This window comes from Micromonospora endophytica (assembly GCF_003236305.1).
In the GTDB taxonomy this organism is placed as follows: domain Bacteria; phylum Actinomycetota; class Actinomycetes; order Mycobacteriales; family Micromonosporaceae; genus Micromonospora; species Micromonospora endophytica.
Genome location: NZ_POTX01000043.1, coordinates 1 through 25,159, shown reverse-complemented (window position 1 = coordinate 25,159; position 25,159 = coordinate 1). Strand labels below are relative to the sequence as shown.

Below are 25,159 nucleotides of genomic sequence, written 5' to 3'. Positions count from 1 at the left end.
TCATGGAGGCACATCCAGAGCCGGAGCCGGCGCTGCGGGCGATCCTCGATGATCAAGGTGCACGAGCACGGACCCGCTTCGCTGCCCTCTATGCGCTGCTGCTGCGCCTGCGGCGCGAGGAACGCCACGCTGAGTACGCTGCGGTCGTACGCGAGCATGAGGCGGAGTTCGGGTCCGAACCCTACTTCCATACCTTCCGGGCGATCGCTGCGCGTACCCGAGGTGACCTTGCCTCACTTCGGAGCGCGGTCGAGTACTCCCGCCACGCGGTCGCTGCCATGCCGGACGTGCCGGCGGTGGTGCATCAATTGGCCGCGTTCTGGGTCGAGTATCTGGAACGTCTGGAGACCCCACAGCGCACCCATGACTTCGACGAGGTCGAGCGCCACGTCGATCGCGCGATCAGCCTGTCGCAGGGCAGAGTCGCCCACTATTTCGAGACGAAAGGTCGGGTGCTGGCGCTGCGCGGAGAGTTCGAGGCGGCTCGCTCCGCGGTGGCTCAGGCAATCGAGCTGGAGCCACGGGCCTCCCGCGACTATCTGCGTCGACTGACGCAGTACCAGGCCACGCGGGTCCGCATCGACCTGATGCAGGAACGGGCGCGTTGGGCGCAGGCACATGAACGTTTTCGCACCGAGCTGGCCGAGTTCAAGGCACAGCAGTTGCAACTGCTTGGCCTGTTGGCAGCTGTCGTCGCGTTCATCGCCACGGCCGGCAACATCGCGAGTCAGGCGGGAGGCATCTACGGCATCCGGTTGATGCTTGTGGCCTCCGGCGCGGTCGGTGTGGTGTTCGGTACGTTCTCTCTTGTCAACAACAGCCGGGTACGCCGGGTGGCAGTGGCAGTCGTGTTCGGCTGTGCGCTGATCGGGGCGGGGATCTTCGTGCCGGCTTCCTGGATGTCGTGAGGGTGGGCGAGCGGTGCGGGTGCAAACAGCGATCACCACGGCGGGCGGCACGCGAACGAACGAAGACCGAGTCGGCTATGCGGGAAGTCTGGCCTGGGTCATCGACGGTGCCACCGACCTCTATCCGGACGCGGCGCTACCCGCCGAAAGCGACGTGCAGTGGCTCGTGGACACCATCGGTAAGTACCTCTCCGAGGCAGGCGCGCAGGGATATCGGGGCGCGGCTGCCGCGTTGCTTGAGGCGGCTGCCGACGATGTTGCCCGGCGGCAGAAGGTCTTGGACTTTCCGGCCGAACGTGTCCCGCCAGCCTGCTCAATCGCGCTCTGTGTGGATCAGGGACCCGGCTACGACATCAGCCGGATCGGTGATGCGACGGCCGTGATCGCGGGTCCCGAGCCGGTCGTGCTGGCCACCGGGTACTTCGACCGCCGGGAAGCAGCGGCGGTCGCGACCGGTGAGACGGATCCCGGCCGGGTCACCGCCGCCATGCACGAGCGGCGGATCTTCACGATGACCTCAGGTGACGATGAATCCGTTTTCTCCGGCCATCCGCGACGCCGATTGCGTCCCCATGGGGTGGCGGGCGCCTGGGTGGCAAGCGACGCTGTCCTGCTCTGTACGGACGGCTTTGCCCGGCTGGTCACCGACTACGGGGTCTACCCGGACTGGCAGCCCGTGGTCCACGATGCCATCGAGCGTGGGCTGCCCTATCTGGAGAAGCTGATCCGGGAGGCCGAGAGTGGACCCGATGGTCGGGCGGGCCGATTCAAACGGGCGGACGACGTGGCCGCCGTACTGCTTACCCCGAACTGAGTCCATGTCCTGCTCGCAGTGACCTTCCAGGACGGCTTGCTTCCACAACTCGTGAGGACCCGAATGACCGAACGTCCCCCGTACCTGGTAGAGCGCAACCGTGGCTATTTTGAGTACCAGTTGCCAATCTCGGTGAAGCTCGTGGTCGACTATCACGGCCGTGTTCCGCTGCTCAGAAACGAGCGCGACGAGTGGGAACTGCCGGGTGGCAAGCTCGAAGTCGGCGAGACACCCGAGGAAACGGTGTGCCGGGAGGTCGCCGAGGAACTCGGCCTGACGATCGTCGGTGTCGACATCATCGACACCTGGGTGTACGAGATCACGCGGCTTCGGCACGTCTTCATCGTCAGCTACGGTGCGAGATACGCAGGCAAGGAGCAGCTCGCGTACTCGGCCGAGCACAAGGAACTCGGGCTGTTCGGGTATGAGAAGGTGCCGGCCCTGCCCATGCCCGAGCCGTACAAGCAGACCATTGCCCGGTGGCAGGAACGGCTACGGACCGCCGATGCCGGCGGCTTCCTGTCGGGAAGCTGACACGACCGCGACCTCCGAGCAGATCGCCTCGGCGATGCTGCACGTCGAGAGCTACTTCATCCGGCGTCTGCTGATCGGCCGGGCCACCGCGAGCATCAACCGGATCCCGCTGCGCATCGTCACTGACATGCGGGCCGAGGTGCGGTCGAGCCATTCAGGCACAGCGTTTCGGTGTCGAGGAGTTGACCCAGCTCGCCGGCCTGCCCCAGCAGGACGAGCCTCGGCAGTTCCTCCGCCCCGGCTTCTCGTTGGAAGTCCTTGCCGAGGCCACCGCCCGCGAGGCACTGACCGAACACCTCGCCTGGTTCTACCAGCAGGCGGTGAATCAGGAATCCTGAAGCGGGGACGTACCCTGAATCGGATGGAACGCGACCCCTTCGTCTAGGTAACTCCGCGAGGTGCGCGTCGCCTTCGGACGATCGGTGTCACCGGGCGTGCAGGCCGTCGAGCACCACGTCGAGGTAGCGGCGGGTGAGTGCCGCCCGTTCGGCAGGCGTCGCGTGGACCGAGGCGGCGAAGACCACCCCGCACATCAGGCGCACCACGTCGGCGTGCTCGACGCCGGGACGGAGCAGGCCCGCCGCACGCACCCGGTCAAGCAGGTCGGCGGCCAAGGCGTCCAAGTGGCCGACGAGCTCGGCCGTCTCCGGCAATTCGTGCGCGGTGGCGGCGAAGACCGGCTGCAGGGCGGCGTCGGCCAGTTGCGCATCGATGCCGGCGGTCAGGAAGCCGGTGAACGCGAGCCAGGGGTCGTCGTCACGCAGGGTCCTCTCGGCGTACGCGATCAGGTCCTCCAGGCTCGGGCGTGCCAGCGTCTCGAGCAGCGCCTCGGGAGTGGGAAAGTGGCGGTAGACCGTGGCGACACCGACCGACGCCTCATGGGCGACATCGTTGAGCCGTAGCGGCCGCTGCTCGGCCACGAAGGCGCGGCCGGTGTCGACGATGCGTTGCCAGTTGCGGGCGGCGTCTCTGCGGGTCATGGTGACCAAGATAACTGGATAACCCATCCACTTGCGACTAGGTTGAAGTGAATACTTTATCCGGAAGGGTCATCATGGAGATCGAAGCCGCCGGTCGCACCCGCACCTATACCCTCATCGAGCCGGCGGGCGGTCACGACCGCCTCCTGCTGGTCTTTCACGGCTCCAGGCAGAACGCAGCCCAGTTTCGCGCCTTCACCGGTCAGGCGTTCGACGCGATTCCCGGCACGGCCGTCGCCTACCTCGACGGCTACCGAGGCAACTGGAACGACGCCCGTACAGCCAGCCGCTTCCCGGCTCGCCAGGCCGGCATCGACGACGTGGCGTTCGCCGAGGCGGTGGTGAAGCAGCACGCGGGCGGGCGGGAGGTCTACGCGGCCGGCTACTCCAACGGTGGTGGCATGGTGATCCGGCTGCTGCACGAACACCCCGACCTGCTCACCGGCGCGACGATCATCGCGGCCCAGCAACCGGCACCCGCCAACTTCCTCGTGCCGGGCCTGCCCGTCGTACCGAAGCCGGTTCTTCTGCTGCACGGCACCGCCGACCGGATCGTGCCGTACGAGGGCGGCGAGATGGCGGCCTGGGCCCGCTTCGCCTTCCGGGTCGGCGGAGAGACGCTGTCCACGCCGCAGACCGCCGCCTACTTCGCGCAGCGGAACGGCATCACAGCGCCGCCGGTGACCGTAGAACTCTCCGGCGGGATCAGCCGCACCGACCACCGGCAGGACGGGCATGCCCCCGTCCGGCTCTACACCATGCGCGGCGACGGCCACACCATCCCAGGCCCGCATCCGGCGCCCCGCCTGCTCGGCCGCACCAACCACCACCTCCACACCACCAACGCGATGGCCGAGTTCTTCCTCTGGAACTGATCGCTGTCGCGTGCCGATGGTAAAGATTGCCAGACTTCGATGTGCTTGGCGTCGCCAGGGCAACCTGACCGATCCATCAGGTTCCAAAGTGGGCAGCGCTAGGGTGGCCGCATGCGGCAGACGATGAAGGATCTGGCCTTCTCTGAGCGCTCCGAATGGTTCGGTCTGGGCCCGCTGGCGTTCGCTGTCCTGGCTGGCATTCGCGCGTTGATGGCGGACGAACCCTTCGCCCGCTGGGCCTGGTCTGCCACGGCCGCACTCATGCTGATCATCTGCGTCGTCTATGTGCTGTGGACGAGGAGAAATCACCCCTGAGCCCGGGTCTCGCTCACCGCACGCGGCATCTCCGTCACCGGCCGCAGCAGCCGGCTGCGCATCAACTACCGCAGCACCGAGGAGATCCTCTCCTGGTCTACATGCACGCGATGAAGGGCCTGGAGTTCCGCTGCGTCGCGATGGTCGGCGTCACCGCGAAGGCGGTTCCCTTCGCTAAGGAGGTCACACCACCTGAGGTCGACCCGGTGCAGCACGACAGCGACCTGCTGCGGGAGCGCTGCCTGCTCTTCGTCGCCAGCACCCGGGCCCGCGAAGCACAGTACGTCTCGTGGAGCGGCACCCCCAGCCCGTTCCTGTAGCACGAGCGGCCCCCGCCACCTGCGGTGGCGGGGACCTGGATGCGTCGGTGTCAGGACGAGATGGTCAGGTGGAATGCCCGGTCGGCGGCCACTCCCGTCCCGCTGAACGTCTGGACGAAGACGCCGTTCGGCACGCCCGCACGCCCGACCACGGCGATCTGGCCGCTGGGCGAGGCGCCGACGGAGCCGGTCAGGCCGATGCTCCCGACGTACGCGGATCGGGTCAGGTCGTGGCTGAACACCACCTGGTACTGCCCGACGGTGATCCGGGTGGCCGAGACGACCCCGAAGCCGCGGACCAGGACACCCGTGGACTCGACGACAGCCCAGAAGAGCTGCGCGGTCGGCGGCATGCCGGTGAAGGTGGCAGGGACCAGGAACGTGCCGGCCTCGGCGATGTCACTGTCGCTCACGGCGGGCTGGTCGGCCAGGTCTGGGGGCTCGTTGGACATGGTGGCTCCTCTGACTGGTGCGGCGGGGGTGTGACCACCCTTGAGGTGGAAAAGAGGCAAATTTGACGATCAAATGCAACTTGTCAGTTGAATCTGATCAATGCCCTTTATGGGTTCAGACGCTAGCCCTGTGGTCTGCCCCGAGCCAGGGGTTCTGGGTGTCCAATCATGGACCCGAGGCCAGTTGATATTGGCTCTGAGCTGTGCAGATGTCGTCAGATCGAGGACTCTGCCCGCTCGGCCTGTTCGTCGTCGTTCTCGTGCTGATCATCTGTGCATGCAGGAGTGATGGTCATGAGCAGCGTGATTTCACTGTGAAATTTTGATTTCTCTCTGAAATCACGTCTGTTCGACAAGGTGGTCCTGGTGCCAGTCGTGCGCGTGCGGGAGCCCGACCCACAGGCGGTGCCCGGCGGGGCTGCCCTGGCCGGCGCGGGCGTCGGCGGGCGGGAACTCTACGCTGGTGGGCATGGCGAGGTACTACGACGTGCACCCGGACAATCCGCAGCCCCGGATCATCCGGCAGGTCGTCGACCTGATCCGGGACGACGGCTTGATCGCCTACCCCACCGACTCCTGCTTCGCGTTGGGTTGCCGGCTGGGTAACCGGGACGGCCTGGACCGTATCCGCGAGATCCGGCACCTGGACGACCGGCACCACTTCACCCTGGTGTGCCGGGACTTCGCCCAGCTCGGCCAGTTCGTGCAGGTCAGCAACGCCGTCTTCCGTCTGGTCAAGGCGTGCACCCCGGGCAGCTACACGTTCATCCTGCCCGCCACCCGGGAGGTCCCGCGCCGCATGCTGCATCCGCGCAAGCGCACCGTCGGTGTCCGCGTACCCGCACACACCGTCACCCAGGCGCTGCTGGCGGAGTTGGGCGAGCCGCTGGTGTCCAGCACCCTGGTGCTACCCGGCGAGGACGAGCCGTTGACCCAGGGTTGGGAGATCAAGGAACGGCTGGACCACCAGCTCGACGCGGTGGTCGACGCGGGGGAGTGCGGCAAGGAGCCGACCACCGTGGTCGACCTGTCCGGCGACGAACCGGAGATCCTCCGCCGAGGCGCCGGCGACCCCTCCCGTTTCGAATGACCCAACGCCCCAGCTCCAAAGGGCCGTTCCCCCTGCCCATCTTGCCGACCTGTCCACAATCCGCTGAATCAGTTAACTAGCGAACAGAACCCGGCTGGGGAAATCGCCGTTCATTCGCCAGGCGTTGACGATCTTCGCGGCGATTGCGCTAGCGGCAGAGTCGAAGTTCCCGTCTTCCACGCGCGCTTCGAGCGTGTTCGGATTGATAATCAACATTCGGTCGAAGTCGTCCTCGAAGCCGAACTCGTAGCGAACTTCTCCTGCGGTCGGTTCCACCCGTCGCGCCACCACCATCATGCCCATCGTTCAGTCTCCAAGGGTCGAATAGTCTTCGTATGTGGGGTCGGGGATGGATCGTTCCCAGTTGGAGACGCGATTGGCGGCGAGATGCGCCTCGCGATAATCGGCTTGGGGATGCGAGCGATAGTAGAGGGATTCTGCCAACTCATGCTCCAGCAGGGCGATGTCCTCGGGTAGGGGCCGACCACTCCGCAGTCGTAGCCACGCTTCAGCCATGGGTGCGCTCGGGTCGTATCGCTGGTGGATGACCCCGCCGGCATAGTCGTCCATTGGATGTGTCTCGAAGAAGATGTGTCGGCGTATCTGCTCGATCTCTTCGCGCGAGAACCCCTGCGAACCGTCGAGGCGGCGGCTGTCAACAGTGTGGCGAGCAATGATATCCGCGTCGTCATTCTGACGGATCACCTCGTATGCCTCACTCGCCCACCGTTCCTGCCGATCATAGTCACTCAGATTGCGAGGTCGACTGGTGTGCCCTCCGTGAGATGTGGGCACCCATGACTCTCGGCCACGCCCGTGCGGGCCCTCACCGAGCCTCCCGAGCGCCTGCTTGAGTTTGTCGATGAGGGCGGCGAGGTGGCGGGTGGTGGGGATGATCTGGCGGAGGCTGTTGATCAGGCCACGTAGCAGTCTGGCGATGCGGGCGGCCCAGGATGCCACGAGGGTGGTGACCTGTTCGACCACCAGGGGCGTGGCGAGGCCGGCGGTGGCGACGAGTTCGGCGGCGTACACGATGAGGCGGGAGACGCAGGTGGCGATGGCGTCGCGGACGAGGAGCCGGACGGCGGCGACGAGGCCCGCGGTGGCTTCGGTGATGGTGGCCATGGTGTCGGCGCCCTGCGCCAGGCCGGTGAGGGCCTGCTGCTGTTCGCTGGACCAGGTGCGGTAGGCGGAACTGGCGGCACCGCCCCAGGCGGCCACGTCGGCGCGCATGTCGCGGGCCAGGTCGTCGGCGTTGTCGCGCAGCGACCCGGCCATGTTGCGCCAGGTCTGGGCGTACGCGGTGATCTGCGCGGGATCACCGGCGAGCCAGTCGAGGGCCTCGCTGAGTGGCTTGACGTGTTCGATGAGCCAGGCGATGCCGTACTGCAACAGTGCTCCGACCGGGTCGGAGACGAACGCCAGGGCGTCGAGGCCGGCGCTCACCACGCCGAGGCTGCCGTCGATCCAGCTACCGTCGCGGACACCCTGGTGGATCAGCTCGATGTCCTCGAGGATCCACACGCCCGCCCAGGCGCTCGGCCCGGTCTCCGTGACCGGGGCGACCAGCGGGTTGGTCACCCCCGTTGCCGTAGCCGGTCGAGGTGCCGCGCGGCGCGGGCGTCGCTGGCCCGGTAGCGGTCCGCGCCGACCCGCAGCCGCCCGGCGGTGTCCCGGACCGATCCGGCCGCCGTGCCGATCCCGTCGACGAGGGTACGGTGCAGTCCGTCCAGCAACGTCGGCATCATCGCGCAGAGCTGCCCGTACGCGCCGGCGCCCAGCCGGATGTGCTGGCCTGCGGCGCGGGTGGTGTCGAGACGTTCGGCGATCCGATCGAGGTGCCCGGCGTGGGCGGTCAGGTCCTCGGGGCGGACGTGGATGCCGTCACCGGGCGGCACCGCTGCCCTCCCGGCGCGGTCGGTGGGAATCGATGATGGCCTGACCGGCCGGGTCGTCGCCGAGGGTGTGCCGGGTCGCCTCGGTGACCTGCCGCCGCAGGTCCGCCTGCGCGGCCTCGGTGGTCGCCACGATCTGCCGCGCGGTCTGCGCTGCCGGGTGCTGCCGGGTGCGCTCGTCCAGCCGCAGATCGACAAGTCTGCCGGCGGCATCGACAGTGACCTCGATCATCCGATCCGGACTCTGCGCGGTGCCGGTCAACGCCGACAACCGGTTGGCCAGCGACTTCGCCCGCTGGGCCCGGTCGACGATGGACGCCTCCCAGGTGTCGACCCGGCGTGCCGCCGCGTCCAGCGCGGCCTCGTCCGCCCACATGCCGATCCTCCCCAGGCGACAGTGTCACGGCAACGGTACCTTCCGGTCGCACTGCGTGCTGTCCCGTCGATCACCGCACGGCGACCCCGGGAGGCACCAGGTGTTACCAATGGGCCACGTCGATGTAACGGGTCGCTGGGATCGTCAGGCTTCGATCTTGTGAGGAGGTGGCGGTGGCGATTCCCACGACGCGGCGACAGTTCTTGCAGGCCGTCGGGGTGTCCGGCGGTGCGGGAGTGCTCTACGGCACGATGGGTGCGCTCGGCCTGGCACCCCCGGCACAGGCGGCACCGCCGTTTCGGGCGCCGGACCGGTCCGACTTCACCCTTACCGGCAGGTCCGCGAAGTCCGTGCTGGTGCTGGGCGCCGGCATCGCCGGCCTGGCGACGGCGTACGAGCTCGGCAAGGCGGGTTACCGGGTGCGGATTCTGGAGGCGCGCACCCGGCCCGGCGGGCGCAACTGGACGGTGCGCGGTGGCACCACCGAGACCGATCTGGACGGGCACACGCAGCGCGCCCGGTTCACCGGCGGCCAGTATCTCAACGCCGGTCCGGCGCGCATCGCGCAGCACATGGTGACCCTTGACTACTGCCGTGAGCTGGGCGTGCCGATTGAGATGTTCGGCAACCAGAACGCCGACAGCTACTACTTCAACGAGAACGCCGGGCCGCTGTCCGACCGTCCGATCCGGCACCGCGAGGCCAAGGCCGACATCTACGGGTACGTCTCCGAACTGCTCGCCAAGGCCACCGACCAGGGCGCCCTCGACGGCCACCTGACCGGTGAGGACAAGGAACGACTGCTGGAGTTCCTGCGCGGTTTCGGCTCGATCGGCGGCCGGGTGGCGGGCGATCCGGCGGCCAGTTGGCGCTACACCGGCACCAGCCGGCGCGGCTACGAGGTGGAGCCGGGCGCGGGCTTCGAGGCCGGTACGCCGAAGCTCGCTCCTTACCCGTTGACAGACGTCCTGGCCAGCGGAGTCGGGCGGTACATCAGCTTCGAATTCGGCTACGACCAGGCGATGCTGATGTTCCAGCCGGTCGGCGGGATGGACCGGATCGCGTACGCCCTGGAGGAGGCCGTCGGTAGGCGTCTCATCACCTATGACGCCCAGGTCGAGTCGATCTCGAACACCGGCGACGGTGTCTCCGTGGTCTACCGTGGCCCCGGTGGTCGGGCCCGCATCGCCACCGCCGACTTCTGCGTCTGCACGATCCCGCCGCAGGTGCTCACGAAGATCTCGTCGAACCTCGCCCCGGCGGTCAAGGAGGCACTCGCCTATCCGGTGCCGAACGCCACCGGCAAGATCGGGCTCCAGTATCGCCGAAGGTGGTGGGAGCAGGACGAGAACATCTACTCCGGGATCACCAACACCAACCTGGACCTCGCCACGATCTGGTACCCGTCCTACGGCTACCACGGTGCCAAGGGGCTGGTCGTCGGGTACTACAACTTCGGCGCCAACGCGCAGGCGTACGCGGCGCTGCCACCTGCCGAGCGGGAGGCGCGGGCCGTCGCGCAGGGGGTGCGGATCCACGGCGAGAAGTACCGCACCGAGTTGGAGACGTCCTTCTCGGTGGCCTGGGAACGCACCCGGCACAGCGAGGGTGGTTGGGTGTCCTGGCCGTCGCGGACCAGCGGACACTACGGCCGGTTGCTGGAGCCGGACGGCCGCGTCTATTTCGCCGGCGACCACCTGAGCCACTACATCGCCTGGCAGGCCGGTGCGTTCGAGTCGGCCCGCAAGGTGGTGACCGACCTGCACGCCCGGGTCATGTCGAGCTGACGGCGCCGCCAGCTCAGCGGCCGATGCCCGGGACGGCGAGCTTGAGCGGCAGCAGCACCAGGCCACGGTAGGCGGTGCCGCCGACTGGGTCACGCAACACGAGCGGCCGTGGGGCAGGTATAAACCCTGTGTATACCTGTGGCGTATAGTGCCGCCCATGTCGATCGCACAGACCTTTCTCGGTCTCCTTGAAGCCGGGCCCCGGCACGGCTACGACCTGAAACGGGCCTATGACGAGCGGTTCAGCCACGCCCGTCCGCTGCACTACGGACAGGTGTACGCGACGCTGTCCCGGCTGCTGAAGAACGGCCTCGTGGAGATCGACGCGGTCGAGCCGGGGGAGGGGCCGGAGCGCAAGCGCTACGCGATCACCAAGGCGGGAGTGACGGACGTACGACGCTGGCTGACCCAGCCCGAACGCCCCGACCTCTATCTCCAGAACACGCTTTACACCAAGGTGGTGTTGGCGCTGCTCACCGGGCGGTCAGCGGCGGACGTGCTCGACATCCAGCAGGCCGAGCACCTGCGCGCGATGCGCGAGCTGACCCGGCGCAAGGCCGACGGTGACCTCGCCGACCAGCTCATCTGCGACCACGCCCTGTTCCATCTCGAGGCCGACCTGCGGTGGCTGGAACTGACCGCCGCCCGCCTCGACGATCTGGCGGCGAAGATGCGTGCCGCCGGGACGCACCGGGCCACCGACGGCGAGCGCGGCGAGGTGATCCGATGAGCACCGAGCCGCTGCTGGTGGCCGACCAGCTGACCAAGTCGTTCGGGTCGACTGTCGCGCTCGACCGGGCCGCCATGGGCGTCGCCGCCGGCGAGGTGGTCGCCGTGATGGGGCCCTCCGGCTCCGGGAAGTCCACCCTGCTGCACTGCCTGGCCGGCATCGTCACGCCCGATTCCGGGCAGGTGCGCTACCAGGGACGCGAGGTCACCGCGATGTCGGACACCGAACGCAGCGCCCTGCGCCGCGGCGAGTTCGGCTTCGTCTTCCAGTTCGGGCAGTTGGTGCCGGAGTTGACCTGCCTGGAGAACGTGGCCCTGCCGCTGCGCCTCAACCGGCTCGGCCGGCGGGCTGCCGAACGTCGCGCCGTCGAGTGGCTGGAACGCCTGGAGGTGGCCGAGGTGGCCGGCAACCGGCCGGGCGAGGTCTCCGGTGGTCAGGGTCAGCGGGTGGCGGTGGCCCGCGCGCTCGTCACCGCGCCGAAGGTGATCTTCGCCGACGAGCCGACCGGGGCGCTGGACTCCCTCAACGGCGAACAGGTGATGCGGCTGCTCACCGACTCGGCCCGGCACAGTGGCGCGGCGGTGGTGCTGGTGACCCACGAGGCGCGGGTGGCGGCGTACTCCGACCGCGAGGTCGTGGTGCGCGACGGCCGCACCCGCAGTCTGGCGTCGACGGCATGAGGGATCTGCTGTTCGGCGCGCGGATGGCCTTCGCCGGGGGACGCGACGGAGTCACCCGGCTGGTGCTCACCGCGGTCGGCGTCGGCATCGGCGTGGCCCTGCTGCTGCTGGCCGCCGCGGTGCCCGGCGCGGCCCAGGCCCGGCAGGAGCGCGGCGACGCCCGGTACGACATCACGCACGAACTGCTTCCCGCGGCCGACGACACCCTGCTGCTCTCCAGGTTCGACACCGAGTTCCGTGACCGGCCGGTACGCGGACGCGTGGTGCGCCCGGAGGGTCCGCGAGCACCGGTGCCGCCGGGCCTGTCAAGGCTGCCCGGCCCCGGCGAGGTGATCGTGTCACCGGCGTTGGCGGAACTGCTCGACTCACCCGACGCCGAGCTGTTCGCGCCCCGGCTCGGTGCTGCCGAGGTGGTCGACACGATCGACCCGCAGGGGCTCACCGGGCCCCGTGAACTGGTCTTCTATCTCGGCAGTGACAGCCTCGACGAGGACCGGGCCCTGCGGCTCGCCGCATTCGGCGGTGCCCCGGGCGGCGAGGAGTTCAGCCCGCTGCTGGCCCTGCTCGTGATCATCGTCTTCGTCGTACTGTTGCTGCCCATCGCGGTTTTCCTCGGCGCGGCGGTACGGTTCGGCGGCGAGCACCGGGAGCGGCGACTGGCCGCGCTGCGGCTGGTCGGCGCCGACCGGCGGATGACCCGCCGGATCGCCGCCGGTGAGGCGGCGACCGGCGCCCTGCTCGGCGTCGCCGTCGGCGGCGTGTTCTTCGCCGTCGGCCGCCACCTGGTCCCGCTCGTCGACCTCTGGAACATCAGCGTGTACGCCGACGACGTGCGGCCCGCCCTGCCGATCGTCGCGCTGGTCGTGGTGGCGGTGCCGGCGATCGCGGTCGGGGTCGCGCTGCTCGCCCTGCGGCGGGTCGCCGTGGAACCGCTCGGGGTGACCCGCCGCTCCGCCACCACCCGGCGGCGGTGGTGGTGGCGCCTGATCCCGCCGCTGCTCGGCCTGGCCCTGCTCCACCCGCTGGTCACCGACGTTCAGCAGGTCGGTCTCGGGTTCACCCGCTACCAGATCGCGGCAGGTGCCGCGTTGCTGCTGATCGGCGCGGTCACCCTGCTGCCCTGGCTGGTCGAGCTGCTGGTCCGCCGGCTCGGTGCCGGTCCGGTGGGTTGGCAGCTCGCGGTCCGTCGCCTGCAGGCCGACAGCGCCGGCCCGGCCCGGCTGGTCAGCGGCATCGCCGTCGCGGTGGCCGGCACGATCGGTCTCCAGATGCTCTTCGTCGCCGTGCAGGACCGGTACACCACCGACACCGGCCAGGATCCGACCCGGGCCAGCACCCAGGTGCAGCTCTACGACGTCCCCGGTGGGCTGGCCGTGCTGGACCGGCTGCGGGCCGTCGCGGGCGTGACCGGTGGCACCGCGACGCTCTGGACCATGGCCACGCCACAGTCACCGGACCCGGACCGGCCGGATTTTCTGCGGGTACGCATCGGCGACTGTGCGGCCCTGGCCGAGTACGCCCACCTCGACAGCTGCGCCGACGGCGACGTGTTCCACAGCGTAGGCGCCCCGGACGACGACCGCGCCGTCGAGGTGGTCGTGCCCGGTGCCCGGCTGGTCGTCGGCGAGGCGCACACCTGGACGGTGCCGGCCGCCATCCGCACCGTGCCGGCCCGCCCGAGTCCGGGCGGTTGGGGGTGGGGCCTGGTGCTGGCCACCCCCCGGGCCATCGACACGGGTCGGCTCGGCCCGCTCGGCGTCGACGCCTTCCTCGTCCTCGACGACGACGCCCCGGACACCGTCGAACGCGTCCGCAACGTGGTGGCGCAGATCAGCTCGCAGGGCGCGGTCACCATGCTCGCCGACACCCGGGAGGCCGACCGGTTCGCCACCATCCGGCGCGGCCTCTACCTCGGCACCGTGGTGACGCTGCTGCTGATCGGGGTGAGCATGCTGGTCGGGCTCCTGGAACAGCTACGCGTTCGCCGCCGGCTGCTGGCGATGCTCGTCGCGGTGGGCAGTCCGCGTACCACGCTGGCCCTGGCGGCGCTCTGGCAGACGGTGCTGCCGGTGCTGGTCGGGCTGACCGTCGCGGTGCTCTTCGGGTTGGCGCTCGGCGCGGTGCTGCTGCGGCTGGTCAACCTGCCGATCACGGTCAACTGGCCGGTGATCGGCGTGTCGACCGGGCTGGCCGCCGCCGCGGTGCTGCTGGTGACCGCGCTGGGCCTGCCCGCGATCGGGCGGCTGACCAGCCCGGCCGGCCTGCGCAGCGAATAGCGTAGCCGTCACGGCCCGGCGTCGGGCCGGTCATGGTCGTTGGCGGGGCCCGTCGGCTCGGGCCCCGCCATCTGGATCAGGTGCGACACCCATCGTTCGAACTTGCTGCTGCCCCCACCGAGCAGGCCGGACAACTCGTACGCGGTCACACCGCCGCGTGCCACGAGCACCTCGACCAGGGTCCGCAGTCGCCGGTGGTCGTCGTCGCCCGACCCGTCGCGGTAGCCGCCCGTGCCCAGGTGGCGCTGCACGTCCTGGAGAATGTCCATCATCTGCGGCAGCGTCTCGATGATCTGCGACAGGCCCGCCTCGTGCGGGCTGGACGACCCGCGCAGGTCCTGCAGGGTGAGCGCCACCGACATCGGGGTGACGATGTCCGCCTCCCGACCGATCGCGTCGATGGCCCGGCCCAGCTGCTCCTTGGCGGCGTGCACGCTGTCCAGGTCGGTATGGTCGACCAGGATGGTGCGCATCCCCTGCACGTCGAAGGGAAGGTGCTGGTCCTTCGCCATCAACTGCACGAACGGCTTGCGTAGCGCGTGCCGGACCGCCAACTCGTAGAAGACGTTGGCGTTCTGGTCGGTCAGGTCGGCGATGACCAACTCGTTGCGGATGATGCGGTCCAACACCTGCGAGGTGATCAGACCGGCGCGTTCGATCTCGTCGCCCCGCACGGCGACGAATCCCCGCTCCTCCACCACCGGGCGGATGACATGCTTGAGGATCTGGTCGCTGCGCTTGCGGATCTCCGAGCCCTCGGGGCCGATCGGTGCGATCACGAAACACTCACGACGCGTGGACTCACCGTTACCCTCCCCCATGGACACAGCGTAAGGGAGACCGGTCAAGCCCGTGTTCGCGCGGTCGGTGTACGGCTGGGTTCCCAGCGCGCCCGGTGCGCGGCCAACAGCCGGTCGGCCTGGACCGCCGCCTGTGGCGTCACCGGCTCGGCGGCCCACCGGTCGAGCACCCCGGCCATGCCGTCGACCAGACGTCGACCCACCGGGGTCAACCGTCGCTGCGCGGCCAGCACCCGTACCGTGTCGTCGGCCGCCCGGGTCCACCTGACGAACTCGACCTCGGCGTGGTGCCGGGCGGGCACCGCCGCCATCCGGGCCTGCCGGCGCCAGAATCCCGCCACCCCCAGGTGGGCGTACGCCCCGTGCAGCAGGGCTTCCAGCGGTCGCGGGTCGGGCCGCCACGGCGCGTAGAACAGCTCCCGGGGCCCCGGTTCCACGAGCGTGAACATGTCGTTGAGGGCGGCCAGCTTGAGGTGCTGGATCTCGTGGGCCAGCGTGGCCGCCGCCGACCGGGCGTCCGGCGGCACCGACATGGCCACCGCCCCGAAGGCGTGGTGGAAGGTGCCGCTGTGGGTGCCGTCCGTCGGCGCGGGTATCGGGGCCAGCACGCACAGCGCGGCGGAGACCTCCGCGGCCACCGGTCGGTGCTGGTCGACCAGGATCCGCCACGCTCCGGCCAGCCGGGACCGCCAGACGCCGGTGACCGTGCCACCGATCCGATGACCGGCGTCCGACGCCGGAACGTGCCGCCACGTCCGGCTCTCCACCAGCAGGGTCAACGGCAGCCCATGGTGCGCGACGGACCATCGAGGCACCGGCCGCCAGCGGGGACCGGCCCGCCGACCGGCGCCGATGTCGATCCGCTCGCCCGCGCCGAACACCCGCGCCCGGCCGTCGGCGACCCGGACCCGGGCCCGGGTCGCCGACGGGGGCAGCAGCACCGTGCCGAGACCGGGTAGGTCGAGGTGGCCGGCCGCGCCGGGGTCGAGCGGCACGTCGAGGTCGGCGTCGGTGCCGGTGCGCACGGCCGCGGTCGCCGCCACCGCCGCGAGCAGCCCCGGGTGGGTCGCCGCCGACGCGCCCCGCCGCAGCAGCGACGCCGTGCCGAAGGCCCAGGCGGCGACCGGTGGATGGCCGAGCGCCGCCGCCCGGTCCGCCGGGGGCAGGCTCACCAGCAACTGGTACGCCGACTGCACCGCCGCCTCGTCCGGATGCCCGCTCTCGGCGACCAGCAGGACCAGTGCGCGTACCGCGAGCAGGGTCTTGCTGTGTTGGGCGGCGCGTAGCCGTTCCACCGCGGTCACCCCGCCCCGGCCGGCGGCGAGTTCATCGAGCACCCACGTCGGCAGGGCGTGCACGCCGGGCGTCACCGCGCCGCCCCCACCCACGCCGCCACGTCCCGGGCCACGGTGCGCCGGATGTGGCGGATGAGGGCGTACAGGTCGGGGCAGTAGACCGACGGGTTGGCGAACCCGCCGCCGGCGCGGTACCGATGGGTCCGCAGCCCACCGCCGCACACCCGGCCCAGGTCGCAGGCGCGGCAGGTCGGGCAGAGACCCGCCGGGCCGGCCTGCTGTTGGCGTACCGTGGGCAGGGCGAGCGCGGCGTCGAACGGGTCCCGGTCGACGTGCAGCCCGGTGCGGGCCGCGCCGTCGTACGCGGCGGCGAGGGTGTCGTCCAGCTCGATCGCGCCGTCGGTCTGCACCACCGCCACCGCGACCGGGCTGGTGCCCACTCCGGTCAGCCGGGAGGTGCCGCCGAGCAGCACCTGGATGATCTCGTCGAAGAGTCGGATCCGCACCGGTGGCCCGGGATCGTCGTACCACCTGTCGAAGATCGTGGTGAGCCAGCGCGCGTACGGTGTCTGCCGGTCGTCGGGGGACCGGCCCGGTGGTGGGGTGCTCCAGGTGCCGTGCGGCAACAGGAAGTCGATGGCCGGAGGCTGGTACGCCATCAGCGCGCGGTACGTGGCGAGCGGGTCGTTGCGCAGGTCGACGGTGCACAGCAGACCGTGGAACAGGTGGGCGTGCCGGGTGGTCAACAACCGCAGGGCCGCGTCGACCCGGTCGTGGCTGCCGCTCCCGTCCGGGCCACGCCGGTGCCGGTCGTGCGCGGCGCGGTCGCCGTCGAGGCTGACGCTGATCCGCACGTCGAGCCGGTCGAGCAGGCGCAGGTACGTCTCGTCCAACCGGGTGGCGTTCGTCTGCACCGTCACCCGTACCGGCACCGGCGCCGCCTCGCGGCGGAACGTCGCCACCGCCTGCGCGATCACCGCAGGCCCGGCCAGCAGCGGTTCACCGCCGTGCAGGATGACCTCCACCCGGCGCAGCCCGTGCGCGCGGGCATGTTCACCGATCCGCCGGGCGGCCGCCTCGCGTACCGGCCGCGGCATCACCCTCGGCAGGGTCCGCCAGCGTTGGTCGGCCATCGTGTACATGTAGCAGTGGTCGCAGGCCAGGTCGCACCGGCTGTGCAGTTTCAGCACGAACTGCCGGAAGGCGACGGCCTGGCTGCGAAGGGGCGCCGAACCGGCATCACCGGCGGGACGGCGGACGTCGTCGCATCCGGGCATCAGGGGCTCCGCCGTGACTGGCGGCGGCCGGTCCGGCCACCGTCGAAGACGACCAGCATACATCGACGCAAGCCACTCGGCTGGCCCGTGCGGCACGCTGGTGGCGGTGCGTGGGCGCGACCTGGCGGCGATGCGCACGCCGATCGGATGCGGCGCACGGTTATCATGGGCATACGCAGCGAATCTGGCCAACGGTCGATGTCCGGCTTCGTGGTGACGCGATCGGTGCGAGACGCAGACGGGCGGTGATCGGAGGATGGACGCCGGGGAGGACATGGTGCGTTCCGACCTGATCGATCTGGCCGAGGTGGACCCGACCGTGCTCGACGCCGTGCCCAGTGCGGTCCTGCTGGCCGCGCTGCGTCGGCTGGAACGGCGCAGCGCCGACCCCGGTGACCAGTACGCCGGCTTCCAGAGTGCCCTCGATGGCGAAGACTGAGCCGCGCAGCGGGCCGGCCACCCGGGCCGGTGTCCCGCACCGCCGCCCCGCGCCCGGGCAGTCCGCCGCCGACGAGGCGCCGGCCACCACCACCATCGTCTCGTTCGTCTCGCCCGCCAGCGGCACCGGACGCAGCAGCGCGGTGGCGAACATCGCCTGGATCCTCGCCTCGAACGGCAAGCGGGTCCTCGCCGTGGACTGGTGCACCCGTACGCCCCGGGTCTACGACTACCTGCGTCCGTTCCGGGTGGACGCCATCGCCGCGACCGAGGTGCTCGGTGGGGCACTCGGTGCGGTGATCAACCCGCCGGACGGCCCGCCGCACCGCAGCGCCCCGGTGATCGCCGCGCCCGCGCCCGAACAGGGCATCCTCTACCGATACGCCATTCCCGGGTCGCCGTTTACCTTCGACATGGTGGGTGTCGGTCTGGACGCCGACGGCGTACCGGACGGCGATCCGGCGCGGATCCGGCAGCTGTTGCAGCGGTACGCCGTCTACGACTACATCCTGATCGACACCCCGGTCGACCTCAGCCTGCCGGGCATCACCTACACCGCGTTGCTCAGCGACGTCGCGGTGGTCTGCATGCCGCCCCGGCGTCAGGCCATGCTCCAGGCCGCCGAGCTGGCCGGTCAACTCCAGCGTCAGGCCACCGGCGGCATCCGGGTGCTGGCGGCACCGACCCTGCGTGACGTCAGCCAACCGTGGTATGGCGAGGTTCGCGACTCGGCCCGCAAGGCGTTTGCCCGGCTGCTGGACGAGGCGGCGCACGGCACGTCCGCCTCACCGGCGGTGGAGATCGTCGAAGTGCCCGAGCAGGCGTACGACACCTACGACGACGTGCTCGCCGTGCTCGCCGATCCCGCCGGTGCCGAGACCACCCTGCTGGCGGCCTACGAGCAGATGACGTCGTGGATCAGCGGCGGTGCGGTGGCCCGTACGGGCGGCGTGCCCGAGCGGATCCGTCGCCGCTACCGCCGGGGTGTGCTGCTGGAGCGCGCCGAGACCGCCGACGAGATCGTGGTGCTGTACGAGCCGGCGGACCGGCCCTGGGCCGACTGGATCGGCGGGCAGTTGCGCCGGGCCAACGTCCGGGTGCACCGGCACGCGGTCCGGCCGGGTGTCGACCTGACGTATCCGCCCGACGCGACGGTGCTGGCCATCCTCTCCGCGCGGGTGCTCCGGGTGGTCGGCGGGGACCTCTCCGCCGCACCGGGTGCCGACGGAGCCGAGTTGCTCGGTGTGCTGACACCGCGTTACCAGCCGGAGCAGCCCGTCGATCCGAGTCGGGTGATCGACCTGCGGCGGGCCGATCCGGGGCGGGCCCAGCCGTTGCTGCTGAGCCGGCTCGGTCTCATCGCGCCGGTGCAGCCGGCCGACGACTCGCGGGCCGCGCCACGGTATCCCGCCGAGATGGACCGTCGGCTGCGCAGCAACCTGCCGCCGCGCAACGAGAGCTTCGTCGGCCGTGGCGTGTACCTCGAACGGCTACGGGACCGGCTCACCGACGGCGGTGGGCCGGTCACCCTCGCCGGTGGCGCGGGGGTCGGCAAGAGTGAACTCGCCCGCGAGTTCGCCCACCGCTTCGCCTACGACTACGACGTGGTCTGGTGGATCCCGGCCCAGGACCGGGAGACGGTGCAGGCGGCGCTCGGCGAGCTGGCCGAGGAGATCAACGCGGTCGACGGCGCGGGGGCCGCCGAGGCCGCCCTGGCGGCGCTCTCCGCCTCGCGTGGTGCGGTGGCCCGCTGGCTGCTGATCTACGACAACGCCGACGACGCGGCCGTGTTGAGCGGGCTGCTGCCCCGCCCCGGCAGTGGACACGTGCTGATCACGTCACGGGACGACGGCTCGTCCAACCTGCCCGCACCGCTGGAGGTCGCGGCGTTCAGCGGTGACGAGAGCGTCGCCATGCTGCGGCGGGTGCTGGGCATCCGCGCCGAGGACGCCCGGGCCATCGCGGGCGCGCTGGAGCATCTGCCGCTGGCTCTGCGGCTGGCCACCGCCTGGATCCGGGAACGTATCCGGGCGCTGGAGCACGAGGGTGTGCCCAACCTGGAGGCGGTCAACCGGTGCGTGGCGGAGCTGCTGGACCGGCTGCGCGCCACCGACGGTGAACCGGCCGAACGGATACCCGGCTCGCGTACCTCCACCGTGGCCCGGGTCCTGGACATCACCCTGGCCACGCTCTGGGAAACCGAGTTCGGACCGCTGGCGATCCGGGTGGCCGAACTCGGCGCGTTCCTCTCGCCCGAGGGGATCGGGCTGCCCCTGCTCCGGTCGGTGTCGATGCTCACCCAACTCGCCGCGGCGGCCGAGGTGGACCCCGAGGAACTGCTGCTCACCGCCGGTGAGATCGACCTGGTGCTGACCGTGGCGGCCCGGTTCGCGCTCTTCGACGTCGACTGGGGACGCGGCGCCGCGCTGCGGATGCACCGGGCCGTCCAGGTCCTGCTCCGCGAGACCATCCCGGAACCGCAGCGGCTCGAGCGGCATCGCCAGGTGCTGTACGGCCTGGCCGGGTACGCGCCGACCGACCCGGAGGCCGACGACCCCCGCTACGGCGCCGTCTTCGACGAGCTGCAACGGCACCTGGTGCCGTCCGGGGCGTTGGCGGCCGACGAGCCGCCCATCCGGCACTGGGTGGTCAAGCAGATCCGTTACCTCTACCTGCTCAACGACAGCGACACCTGGCAGTCCGCGGTGCAGTTGGCGCAGCCGGCCTGCGAGCGGTGGACCGCCACCGGCGAGTTCGACCAGCTCACCATGCGACTGTTCGTCCAGACCGCGAACCTGCATCGGGCGCTGGGGCACTACCAGGACGCGCTGCGCCTGGACGAGCAGGTGCTCAGCGAGCAGCGCCGCCACTACGGGCTGCGCCACTTCCGGACCCTGATCGCCGGCCGGGGGCGCGGCGGCGATCTACGCGGCCTGGGCCGCTTCGAGGACGCGCTGGTCGAGGACCAGGCCACTCTCGTCGGTTTCCAGGCGGTGCTCGGCGACGACCACCCGAACACCCGGATGGCGGTGAACAACCTCGCCATCTCGTTCCTGTTGACCGGCGACGCGCGGGAGGCGCTGCGGCTGGCGCACGAGTTGCGCGGCCGGCTGATGTCGCTGTACGGCCCGGAGGACTCCTGGACGTGGCGGGCGTCGTGCCTGGTGGGCACCTTCGAGCGGGAGGCCGGTGAGTACGATCTGTCGCTGGCCACGCTGCGGGAGGCGTTGGAGCGGGTCCACGAGCTGCGTTCTGCCGGCCATCTCGACGAGCTGCGCGTCAACCGCAGCCTCGCGGTGACCGAGCGGCGACTGGGGCACACCATCGCGGCCAAGAAGCGCAGTGCCGAGGTCTTCCGTGGCTATCGCGACCAGCTCGGCGAGGACCATCCCCTGACCCGGGGCAGCCTGCTCAGCCTCGCCGTGGACTACTACCGCACCGGTGACGCGGGCATTGCCGTGCAGCACGCCATCCGGTGCCTGCGTGGCTACGAGCGACAGCTGGAGTCCGGCCACCCCTTCACCGCGGTCTGCTCGGTCAACCTGGGCCTGTTCCAGCGCGGTGCCGGCGAGTACGACCAGGCCGTCCGCGACGGTGAGCGGGGCCTGCGTACGCTGCGCGCCCGGCTCGGTGACGCCCATCCGTGGACGCTGACCGCGGCGACCGCCCAGGCCGGGCACCTGGCCGCCCGGGGCGATCTGGCCGACGCCGTCCGGATCCAGGACGAGGCGCGGCTGACCTGCCTGCGGTACCTCGGTCGGCAGCATCCGTGCACGGTCGACGCGACAGCCAACCTGGTGGCGATCCGCGCACTGCGCGACAGCGCCACCGACGCCGGCCCGGCCGCCCTGACCGACACCGACATCGACGTGCCGCGAAGCTGAGGAGTGCCGAGGTGACCGATCCGCAGCTGCGTGACGCCCTGGCGGAGGAGACCGCCGAACAGGAGGTGCCGGGGCTCAGCCGCAAGCGTGACCTCTGCCGCGGGCTGCTGCTGAGCGGCTGCGGCGCCTACCACGTCGCGCACTACACCGACGGAGTGCTGGACTTCGCGCTGGATCTGCTGGCGCACACCTCTGCGCCACCGGCCATCGACTCGGCCGACCCGGAGCAGCGCCGCGACCTGCACCGCCGGGCGGGTGCCCGGCTGGCCTACCGGGCGACCGAACTCAGCCGGCGGGTGTGGGAGTTGCAGTGCGGCGGGCTGGTCCGGTTGGCCGTACAGACCCGGGCCGACTACGTCTTCTGCAACACGGTGGTCGGCGGTGAGCACGTGGTGGGCTTCGGCGCGCTGCCGTCGGACCCGGCCGGCGCGGTGGCCGAACCGGGCCGGGCGAGCGGGCTGGACCAGGCTGCCGCCCAACTCGCCACCGAACTGCGCCAGCTGGTCCGGCTGCCGTCACAGAACCCGGGCGGCTGGTCCACCGCTGGCGAGCGGTCGGCCACGGCGGCATCGGGTGGGGACGTGGCGGTGCACCGGCGGGGCGCCGAGGACGTCGCCACGCCGCTGGTCGAGGCGTTGCGCCCCACCGGTCTGCACTATCTGAGCCTGCACCGGGGGGAGGAGCAGACCGTGGCGGTCGACATCCTGCACCACCCGGAGCTGGAGCCGTTCTTCAACCGGGGCAGCACCGTGGCCGACCGGCGAACCCGCTACGAGCGGCTGGCCGGAGACCTGGGACTGCTGGCGTTGCAGGTCAGCCGGGACCTGCGCCGGGCGGTCCCGGGCGACGTGGAGCGGCTGGTGCTGGACCTGGAGATCGGCGCGGTCTTCTACTACCGGCTCGCGCCGGACAGCTACCTCTTCGGGGTGGCGCTGGACCAGGACTGGGTCAGCCAGGCCGATCAGGACATGTCCACCCTGGCCGGGCAGTTCACCGTCGCGGCGGGCTGAACCGCCCGGGTGGATCCCGCACCACCCGGATCGGCCTCAGCCGTCCACCAGCACCAGCTGGCGCACCCGGCCGCTCAACCCGTCGAACACCGAGCGCGCCTCCGACCAGCTGCGGGAGCGGTCCGGGGGCTCGACCGCGTCGTCGTGGCCGGGCACGGCCAGGTCGCCCAGCACGTCGAGTTGGAACAGGGGGAGGTATTCGGCGATGCCGTCGTAGGTCTCGCAGAGCCGGTCCAGGCGCTCCCGATCGGCCGGATGCGGGGTGCGGCGGTGGCTGTCGTACCACTGAGCGACGGCGTCCCGGAACGCCTCGATCAGGCGACGCAGCACCAGCGACGTGCCCAGCGCCCGCTGCACGTCCCGGGAGCGCAGCCCGGAGCGCAGCGGCGCCGCGCCGACGGCGTCGGGCCCGGGCGGCGCGAACGCCTCCCGCAGGTGACGTTCGAAGCCGGTGAGCTGGTCGAGTGCCGCGATGGCCTCGCCGAAGACCCGGGCCACCCGGCCGGGCAGCGGGGCCACCTCGGCTCCCACCGCCGGTCGCCGCCGCGCCGGCTCCACCTCGCGCGTGGCCCGGTGGTCGTGGCGCAGGTCGCCCCGGATCTCGTCGAGCTGGTACGACAGCCGTTCGATGGAGCGTTGGGTGTTGGTCTGCTGGCGCTGGATCCGCTCGACCCGTTGGCGTACCGAGGTGAGCGCGTCCGCGCCGAACGCCTGCTCCAGCCGGCGCATGCTGGCCTTGACGCTGCCCGAGAGGTCCTCGGCGAAGGTCTGTGGGTCGTAGACGATCGGCTCCACACTGAACGTCTCGGTGAGGTCGGCGGCGAACTCCGCAGGCAGGTGCCCGACGACGACCAGGATCACCTCGCTGTCCGGCATGGCGGCCCGGATCGTCACCACCCGGCGGTTGAGTTCGTCGACCTCCTCGGATTTGAGCACCGACTCGGAGAGCAGCACGCAGCAGCCGGCGCCCAACTCGTCCAGCGGCACCCAGAAGTCGACAGGCAGGTCCCGCAGCGACCCGATCAGATGATCCCGCTGGTACGACCAGCCGTCCTGGGTGAGCACCCGGCGGACGTCGGCGGCCACGTCCTGCCGGTTGGCCAGGTCGAACTGGATGCGTACCGCCTCGCGCACCATCAGGTGGGTGACAGGTGTGCCGGCCTGCACCGCGCGCTGGTAGAGGTGGTAGCAGAGTCGGATCAGTCGGCGGGGCACCCCGTCGGTCAGGTTCGTGAGGTATTCGGTGGTCTCCACCGTGAACGGCGTCAGCCGGGCCTGGCCGAACGCCCGCAGCTGACTCTGCCGGATGAAGTCGCGTACGTCCGCCGCGGTCAGCGCGGACATCCGCACGATCGGCCCGATCCGCTGGCGTACCTGGGGGCTGAGCAGGTGCAGCATGTCCGGCAGCCCGGCGATCACCAGGAACGCGCCGGCCGAGGCGAACACGCCGATCATCCGCGAGAACCGCGCCATCGTCTCCTCGGCCGGCCGTCCGGCCGCCGAGAGGATCTTGTCAAGCTCGTCGAGGATCAGCACGAAGCGTTCGTGCCGGTGCCCGTGCAGCAACGCGAGGGCGCCCATGACCTCCACCGCACCCGACTCCACGTCCTGGCGGGCGGTGACCCCCGCGGCGACCAGGGCCGGTCCCGGTGGATAACCCATCAGCCAGTCCCACGCCAGCGCCTCGGTGGCGGGATCGGTGAGCATCGCCAGCACCTGGCCGAGCGACGGGTCGGTGGTGACCTCGGCCAACTCGGCACGCAGCCGGTCGGCGAGGTCGCCGGGAGGGTCGGCGCGGTACTCGTCGAGCAGGGCGCGCACCGCGTCGCGGGACAGCCGGCCCAGGAACCGGCGGCTCAGCGACAGGAAGGTGTCAGCCGGTGCGTCCAGGTAGACGGCCTGGTCGGCCACGCCGGTGAGCTGGCGGGCGTGGGCCAGCAACTCGGCCGCGAGATGTGTCTTGCCGGTGCCGTAGTCGCCCACCACGGCGACCGTGCCACCGACACCGCTGTGCAGATAGTTGTCGAGGTGGGCGAGCGTGTCCCGGATGGCGGAGGTGACGACTGTGGTCGGACGCGAGTCAACCTCGGACACCCGGGCGACGGCCGCGGGGGAGAACGGGTTGACCGGCGGTGGAACTTCCATTGCGTCCATTGCCCTGATCCTCCGGTAGCTCTGCTCTGGGCACCAGGCAGTCCCACGTCGCAGGCCGGCTCGCCTCCGCCGTCGCCTCCGGAACGTCCTCAAATCGTAGCCTTCGGTAGCCATCTCAGCGGCCCTCGTCACCGGCCAGTTCCGCTCACCTGCGAAAAAGAGCCACTCGCCGACGGTTCTCTTGATCGACTACGTCAAATACCATGGGCCAATGGTCGCGATCCGGTGGCCGCACCGCCGCGTTCGGCCGTCCCACCCGGTCGGCCCGC

26 protein-coding genes are annotated in these 25,159 nt (G+C 70.7%); 15 read left to right on the top strand and 11 right to left on the bottom strand.

Annotation, left to right across the window (positions count from 1 at the left end):
* Positions 1 to 2 precede the first annotated feature (2 nt).
* The 4 genes from C1I93_RS09400 to C1I93_RS31460 all read left to right on the top strand — a co-directional run bounded on the left by C1I93_RS09400 (position 3) and on the right by C1I93_RS31460 (position 2,594).
* Entirely contained in the window at positions 3 to 908 is a 906-nt protein-coding gene (locus C1I93_RS09400) for a hypothetical protein (protein ID WP_111242848.1), read from the top strand.
* A gap of 13 nt (positions 909 to 921) precedes the next feature.
* Positions 922 to 1,722, top strand: coding sequence for a protein phosphatase 2C domain-containing protein (locus C1I93_RS09395; protein WP_111242847.1), 801 nt, complete (start codon positions 922 to 924; stop codon positions 1,720 to 1,722).
* 63 nt (positions 1,723 to 1,785) lie between these two features.
* Positions 1,786 to 2,256 carry an NUDIX domain-containing protein gene (locus tag C1I93_RS09390; RefSeq protein ID WP_111242846.1) on the top strand — a complete coding sequence of 157 codons (471 nt, stop codon included), beginning with the start codon at positions 1,786 to 1,788 and terminating at the stop codon, positions 2,254 to 2,256.
* Between the two features lie 182 nt (positions 2,257 to 2,438).
* A complete protein-coding gene (locus tag C1I93_RS31460; RefSeq protein ID WP_181445083.1) occupies positions 2,439 to 2,594 on the top strand; it encodes a hypothetical protein in 156 nt (51 codons plus the stop codon).
* Between the two features lie 87 nt (positions 2,595 to 2,681).
* Here C1I93_RS31460 and C1I93_RS09380 read toward each other — a convergent pair whose 3' ends face one another.
* Positions 2,682 to 3,236: a TetR/AcrR family transcriptional regulator gene (locus C1I93_RS09380; protein ID WP_111242844.1), complete on the bottom strand. Its 555-nt coding sequence runs from the start codon at positions 3,234 to 3,236 to the stop codon at positions 2,682 to 2,684.
* A gap of 74 nt (positions 3,237 to 3,310) precedes the next feature.
* Here C1I93_RS09380 and C1I93_RS09375 point away from each other — a divergent pair, with 74 nt between their 5' ends.
* The 3 genes from C1I93_RS09375 (at position 3,311) to C1I93_RS09365 (ending at position 4,746) form a co-directional block, all read left to right on the top strand.
* Positions 3,311 to 4,111, top strand: coding sequence for a CE1 family esterase (locus C1I93_RS09375; RefSeq protein ID WP_111242843.1), 801 nt, complete (start codon positions 3,311 to 3,313; stop codon positions 4,109 to 4,111).
* 111 nt (positions 4,112 to 4,222) lie between these two features.
* Entirely contained in the window at positions 4,223 to 4,426 is a 204-nt protein-coding gene (locus tag C1I93_RS09370) for a hypothetical protein (RefSeq protein WP_111242842.1), read from the top strand.
* A 101-nt stretch (positions 4,427 to 4,527) separates the two neighbouring features.
* Positions 4,528 to 4,746 (top strand): 3'-5' exonuclease, encoded by a 219-nt coding sequence (locus tag C1I93_RS09365; RefSeq protein WP_212808479.1) that lies wholly within the window; start codon positions 4,528 to 4,530, stop codon positions 4,744 to 4,746.
* Between the two features lie 50 nt (positions 4,747 to 4,796).
* Here the strand turns inward: C1I93_RS09365 and C1I93_RS09360 are convergent, their stop codons facing one another.
* Together C1I93_RS09360 and C1I93_RS32340 are read right to left on the bottom strand one after the other, a co-directional pair.
* Complete coding sequence (locus C1I93_RS09360) at positions 4,797 to 5,198, bottom strand: hypothetical protein (protein WP_111242841.1); 402 nt, start codon at positions 5,196 to 5,198, stop codon at positions 4,797 to 4,799.
* Positions 5,199 to 5,537: 339 nt separating this feature from the next.
* Positions 5,538 to 5,669, bottom strand: a complete 132-nt coding sequence (locus tag C1I93_RS32340; RefSeq protein WP_258378271.1) for a hypothetical protein — start codon at positions 5,667 to 5,669, stop codon at positions 5,538 to 5,540.
* Between C1I93_RS32340 and C1I93_RS09355 the strand changes: the two genes are divergently transcribed.
* Positions 5,668 to 6,288, top strand: coding sequence for an L-threonylcarbamoyladenylate synthase (locus tag C1I93_RS09355; protein WP_111242856.1), 621 nt, complete (start codon positions 5,668 to 5,670; stop codon positions 6,286 to 6,288). The genes C1I93_RS32340 and C1I93_RS09355 overlap by 2 nt on opposite strands.
* Before the next feature lie 72 nt (positions 6,289 to 6,360).
* Here C1I93_RS09355 and C1I93_RS09350 read toward each other — a convergent pair whose 3' ends face one another.
* Genes C1I93_RS09350 through C1I93_RS09335 form a run of 4 tightly spaced genes read right to left on the bottom strand, consistent with a single transcriptional unit; the run spans position 6,361 to position 8,559 of the window.
* Positions 6,361 to 6,591, bottom strand: a complete 231-nt coding sequence (locus C1I93_RS09350) for a hypothetical protein (RefSeq protein ID WP_111242840.1) — start codon at positions 6,589 to 6,591, stop codon at positions 6,361 to 6,363.
* A gap of 3 nt (positions 6,592 to 6,594) precedes the next feature.
* Positions 6,595 to 7,869 carry a WXG100-like domain-containing protein gene (locus C1I93_RS09345; RefSeq protein WP_111242839.1) on the bottom strand — a complete coding sequence of 425 codons (1,275 nt, stop codon included), beginning with the start codon at positions 7,867 to 7,869 and terminating at the stop codon, positions 6,595 to 6,597.
* A complete protein-coding gene (locus C1I93_RS09340) occupies positions 7,866 to 8,186 on the bottom strand; it encodes a type VII secretion target (RefSeq protein WP_111242838.1) in 321 nt (106 codons plus the stop codon). Before C1I93_RS09340 ends, C1I93_RS09345 begins: the two co-directional genes overlap by 4 nt.
* Positions 8,173 to 8,559 carry a YbaB/EbfC family nucleoid-associated protein gene (locus C1I93_RS09335; protein ID WP_111242837.1) on the bottom strand — a complete coding sequence of 129 codons (387 nt, stop codon included), beginning with the start codon at positions 8,557 to 8,559 and terminating at the stop codon, positions 8,173 to 8,175. The genes C1I93_RS09340 and C1I93_RS09335 overlap by 14 nt, the downstream gene beginning before the upstream one ends.
* 173 nt (positions 8,560 to 8,732) lie before the next feature.
* On the opposite strand from C1I93_RS09335, the gene C1I93_RS09330 reads away from it, so the two are divergent.
* The 4 genes from C1I93_RS09330 to C1I93_RS09315 all read left to right on the top strand — a co-directional run bounded on the left by C1I93_RS09330 (position 8,733) and on the right by C1I93_RS09315 (position 14,032).
* Entirely contained in the window at positions 8,733 to 10,346 is a 1,614-nt protein-coding gene (locus C1I93_RS09330) for a flavin monoamine oxidase family protein (protein WP_111242855.1), read from the top strand.
* Positions 10,347 to 10,503: 157 nt separating this feature from the next.
* Positions 10,504 to 11,076 (top strand): PadR family transcriptional regulator, encoded by a 573-nt coding sequence (locus tag C1I93_RS09325; RefSeq protein ID WP_111242836.1) that lies wholly within the window; start codon positions 10,504 to 10,506, stop codon positions 11,074 to 11,076.
* Complete coding sequence (locus C1I93_RS09320; protein WP_111242835.1) at positions 11,073 to 11,756, top strand: ABC transporter ATP-binding protein; 684 nt, start codon at positions 11,073 to 11,075, stop codon at positions 11,754 to 11,756. The genes C1I93_RS09325 and C1I93_RS09320 overlap by 4 nt, the downstream gene beginning before the upstream one ends.
* Positions 11,753 to 14,032, top strand: coding sequence for an FtsX-like permease family protein (locus tag C1I93_RS09315; protein WP_111242834.1), 2,280 nt, complete (start codon positions 11,753 to 11,755; stop codon positions 14,030 to 14,032). The genes C1I93_RS09320 and C1I93_RS09315 overlap by 4 nt, the downstream gene beginning before the upstream one ends.
* 8 nt (positions 14,033 to 14,040) lie before the next feature.
* Here C1I93_RS09315 and C1I93_RS09310 read toward each other — a convergent pair whose 3' ends face one another.
* Genes C1I93_RS09310 through C1I93_RS09300 form a run of 3 tightly spaced genes read right to left on the bottom strand, consistent with a single transcriptional unit; the run spans position 14,041 to position 17,404 of the window.
* Positions 14,041 to 14,853, bottom strand: a complete 813-nt coding sequence (locus tag C1I93_RS09310) for a hypothetical protein (RefSeq protein WP_119663893.1) — start codon at positions 14,851 to 14,853, stop codon at positions 14,041 to 14,043.
* A gap of 23 nt (positions 14,854 to 14,876) precedes the next feature.
* Positions 14,877 to 16,220: an HEXXH motif domain-containing protein gene (locus C1I93_RS09305; protein ID WP_181445082.1), complete on the bottom strand. Its 1,344-nt coding sequence runs from the start codon at positions 16,218 to 16,220 to the stop codon at positions 14,877 to 14,879.
* Positions 16,199 to 17,404, bottom strand: a complete 1,206-nt coding sequence (locus tag C1I93_RS09300; RefSeq protein ID WP_111242831.1) for an FxsB family cyclophane-forming radical SAM/SPASM peptide maturase — start codon at positions 17,402 to 17,404, stop codon at positions 16,199 to 16,201. The genes C1I93_RS09305 and C1I93_RS09300 overlap by 22 nt, the downstream gene beginning before the upstream one ends.
* Positions 17,405 to 17,660: 256 nt before the next feature.
* Here C1I93_RS09300 and fxsA point away from each other — a divergent pair, with 256 nt between their 5' ends.
* Genes fxsA through C1I93_RS31455 form a run of 3 tightly spaced genes read left to right on the top strand, consistent with a single transcriptional unit; the run spans position 17,661 to position 22,736 of the window.
* Entirely contained in the window at positions 17,661 to 17,843 is a 183-nt protein-coding gene (fxsA, locus tag C1I93_RS09295) for an FxSxx-COOH cyclophane-containing RiPP peptide (protein ID WP_111242830.1), read from the top strand.
* Positions 17,830 to 21,726 carry an FxSxx-COOH system tetratricopeptide repeat protein gene (gene fxsT, locus C1I93_RS09290; protein WP_111242829.1) on the top strand — a complete coding sequence of 1,299 codons (3,897 nt, stop codon included), beginning with the start codon at positions 17,830 to 17,832 and terminating at the stop codon, positions 21,724 to 21,726. Before fxsA ends, fxsT begins: the two co-directional genes overlap by 14 nt.
* Positions 21,727 to 21,737: 11 nt before the next feature.
* Positions 21,738 to 22,736: a hypothetical protein gene (locus tag C1I93_RS31455; protein ID WP_181445081.1), complete on the top strand. Its 999-nt coding sequence runs from the start codon at positions 21,738 to 21,740 to the stop codon at positions 22,734 to 22,736.
* A 36-nt stretch (positions 22,737 to 22,772) separates the two neighbouring features.
* Here the strand turns inward: C1I93_RS31455 and C1I93_RS09280 are convergent, their stop codons facing one another.
* The gene (locus C1I93_RS09280; protein ID WP_181445080.1) at positions 22,773 to 24,890 is read right to left on the bottom strand and encodes an AAA family ATPase; all 2,118 of its coding nucleotides are present in this window, start codon (positions 24,888 to 24,890) and stop codon (positions 22,773 to 22,775) included.
* Between the last annotated feature and the right edge of the window lie 269 nt (positions 24,891 to 25,159).

Excerpts from the sequence above, each read along its gene's own strand:
- fxsT (WP_111242829.1), top strand. The coding sequence starts at position 17,830 with ATGGCGAAGACTGAGCCGCGCAGCGGGCCGGCCACCCGGGCCGGTGTC.
- C1I93_RS09360 (WP_111242841.1), bottom strand. The coding sequence starts at position 5,198 with ATGTCCAACGAGCCCCCAGACCTGGCCGACCAGCCCGCCGTGAGCGAC.
- C1I93_RS09370 (WP_111242842.1), top strand. The coding sequence starts at position 4,223 with ATGCGGCAGACGATGAAGGATCTGGCCTTCTCTGAGCGCTCCGAATGG.
- C1I93_RS09300 (WP_111242831.1), bottom strand. The coding sequence starts at position 17,404 with ATGCCCGGATGCGACGACGTCCGCCGTCCCGCCGGTGATGCCGGTTCG.
- C1I93_RS09355 (WP_111242856.1), top strand. The coding sequence starts at position 5,668 with ATGGCGAGGTACTACGACGTGCACCCGGACAATCCGCAGCCCCGGATC.
- C1I93_RS32340 (WP_258378271.1), bottom strand. The coding sequence starts at position 5,669 with ATGCCCACCAGCGTAGAGTTCCCGCCCGCCGACGCCCGCGCCGGCCAG.
- C1I93_RS09350 (WP_111242840.1), bottom strand. The coding sequence starts at position 6,591 with ATGGGCATGATGGTGGTGGCGCGACGGGTGGAACCGACCGCAGGAGAA.
- C1I93_RS09380 (WP_111242844.1), bottom strand. The coding sequence starts at position 3,236 with ATGACCCGCAGAGACGCCGCCCGCAACTGGCAACGCATCGTCGACACC.
- C1I93_RS09335 (WP_111242837.1), bottom strand. The coding sequence starts at position 8,559 with ATGTGGGCGGACGAGGCCGCGCTGGACGCGGCGGCACGCCGGGTCGAC.
- C1I93_RS09365 (WP_212808479.1), top strand. The coding sequence starts at position 4,528 with ATGCACGCGATGAAGGGCCTGGAGTTCCGCTGCGTCGCGATGGTCGGC.
- C1I93_RS09320 (WP_111242835.1), top strand. The coding sequence starts at position 11,073 with ATGAGCACCGAGCCGCTGCTGGTGGCCGACCAGCTGACCAAGTCGTTC.
- C1I93_RS09315 (WP_111242834.1), top strand. The coding sequence starts at position 11,753 with ATGAGGGATCTGCTGTTCGGCGCGCGGATGGCCTTCGCCGGGGGACGC.
- C1I93_RS09280 (WP_181445080.1), bottom strand. The coding sequence starts at position 24,890 with ATGGACGCAATGGAAGTTCCACCGCCGGTCAACCCGTTCTCCCCCGCG.
- C1I93_RS09325 (WP_111242836.1), top strand. The coding sequence starts at position 10,504 with ATGTCGATCGCACAGACCTTTCTCGGTCTCCTTGAAGCCGGGCCCCGG.
- fxsA (WP_111242830.1), top strand. The coding sequence starts at position 17,661 with ATGGACGCCGGGGAGGACATGGTGCGTTCCGACCTGATCGATCTGGCC.
- C1I93_RS09390 (WP_111242846.1), top strand. The coding sequence starts at position 1,786 with ATGACCGAACGTCCCCCGTACCTGGTAGAGCGCAACCGTGGCTATTTT.
- C1I93_RS09400 (WP_111242848.1), top strand. The coding sequence starts at position 3 with ATGGAGGCACATCCAGAGCCGGAGCCGGCGCTGCGGGCGATCCTCGAT.
- C1I93_RS09375 (WP_111242843.1), top strand. The coding sequence starts at position 3,311 with ATGGAGATCGAAGCCGCCGGTCGCACCCGCACCTATACCCTCATCGAG.
- C1I93_RS09310 (WP_119663893.1), bottom strand. The coding sequence starts at position 14,853 with ATGGGGGAGGGTAACGGTGAGTCCACGCGTCGTGAGTGTTTCGTGATC.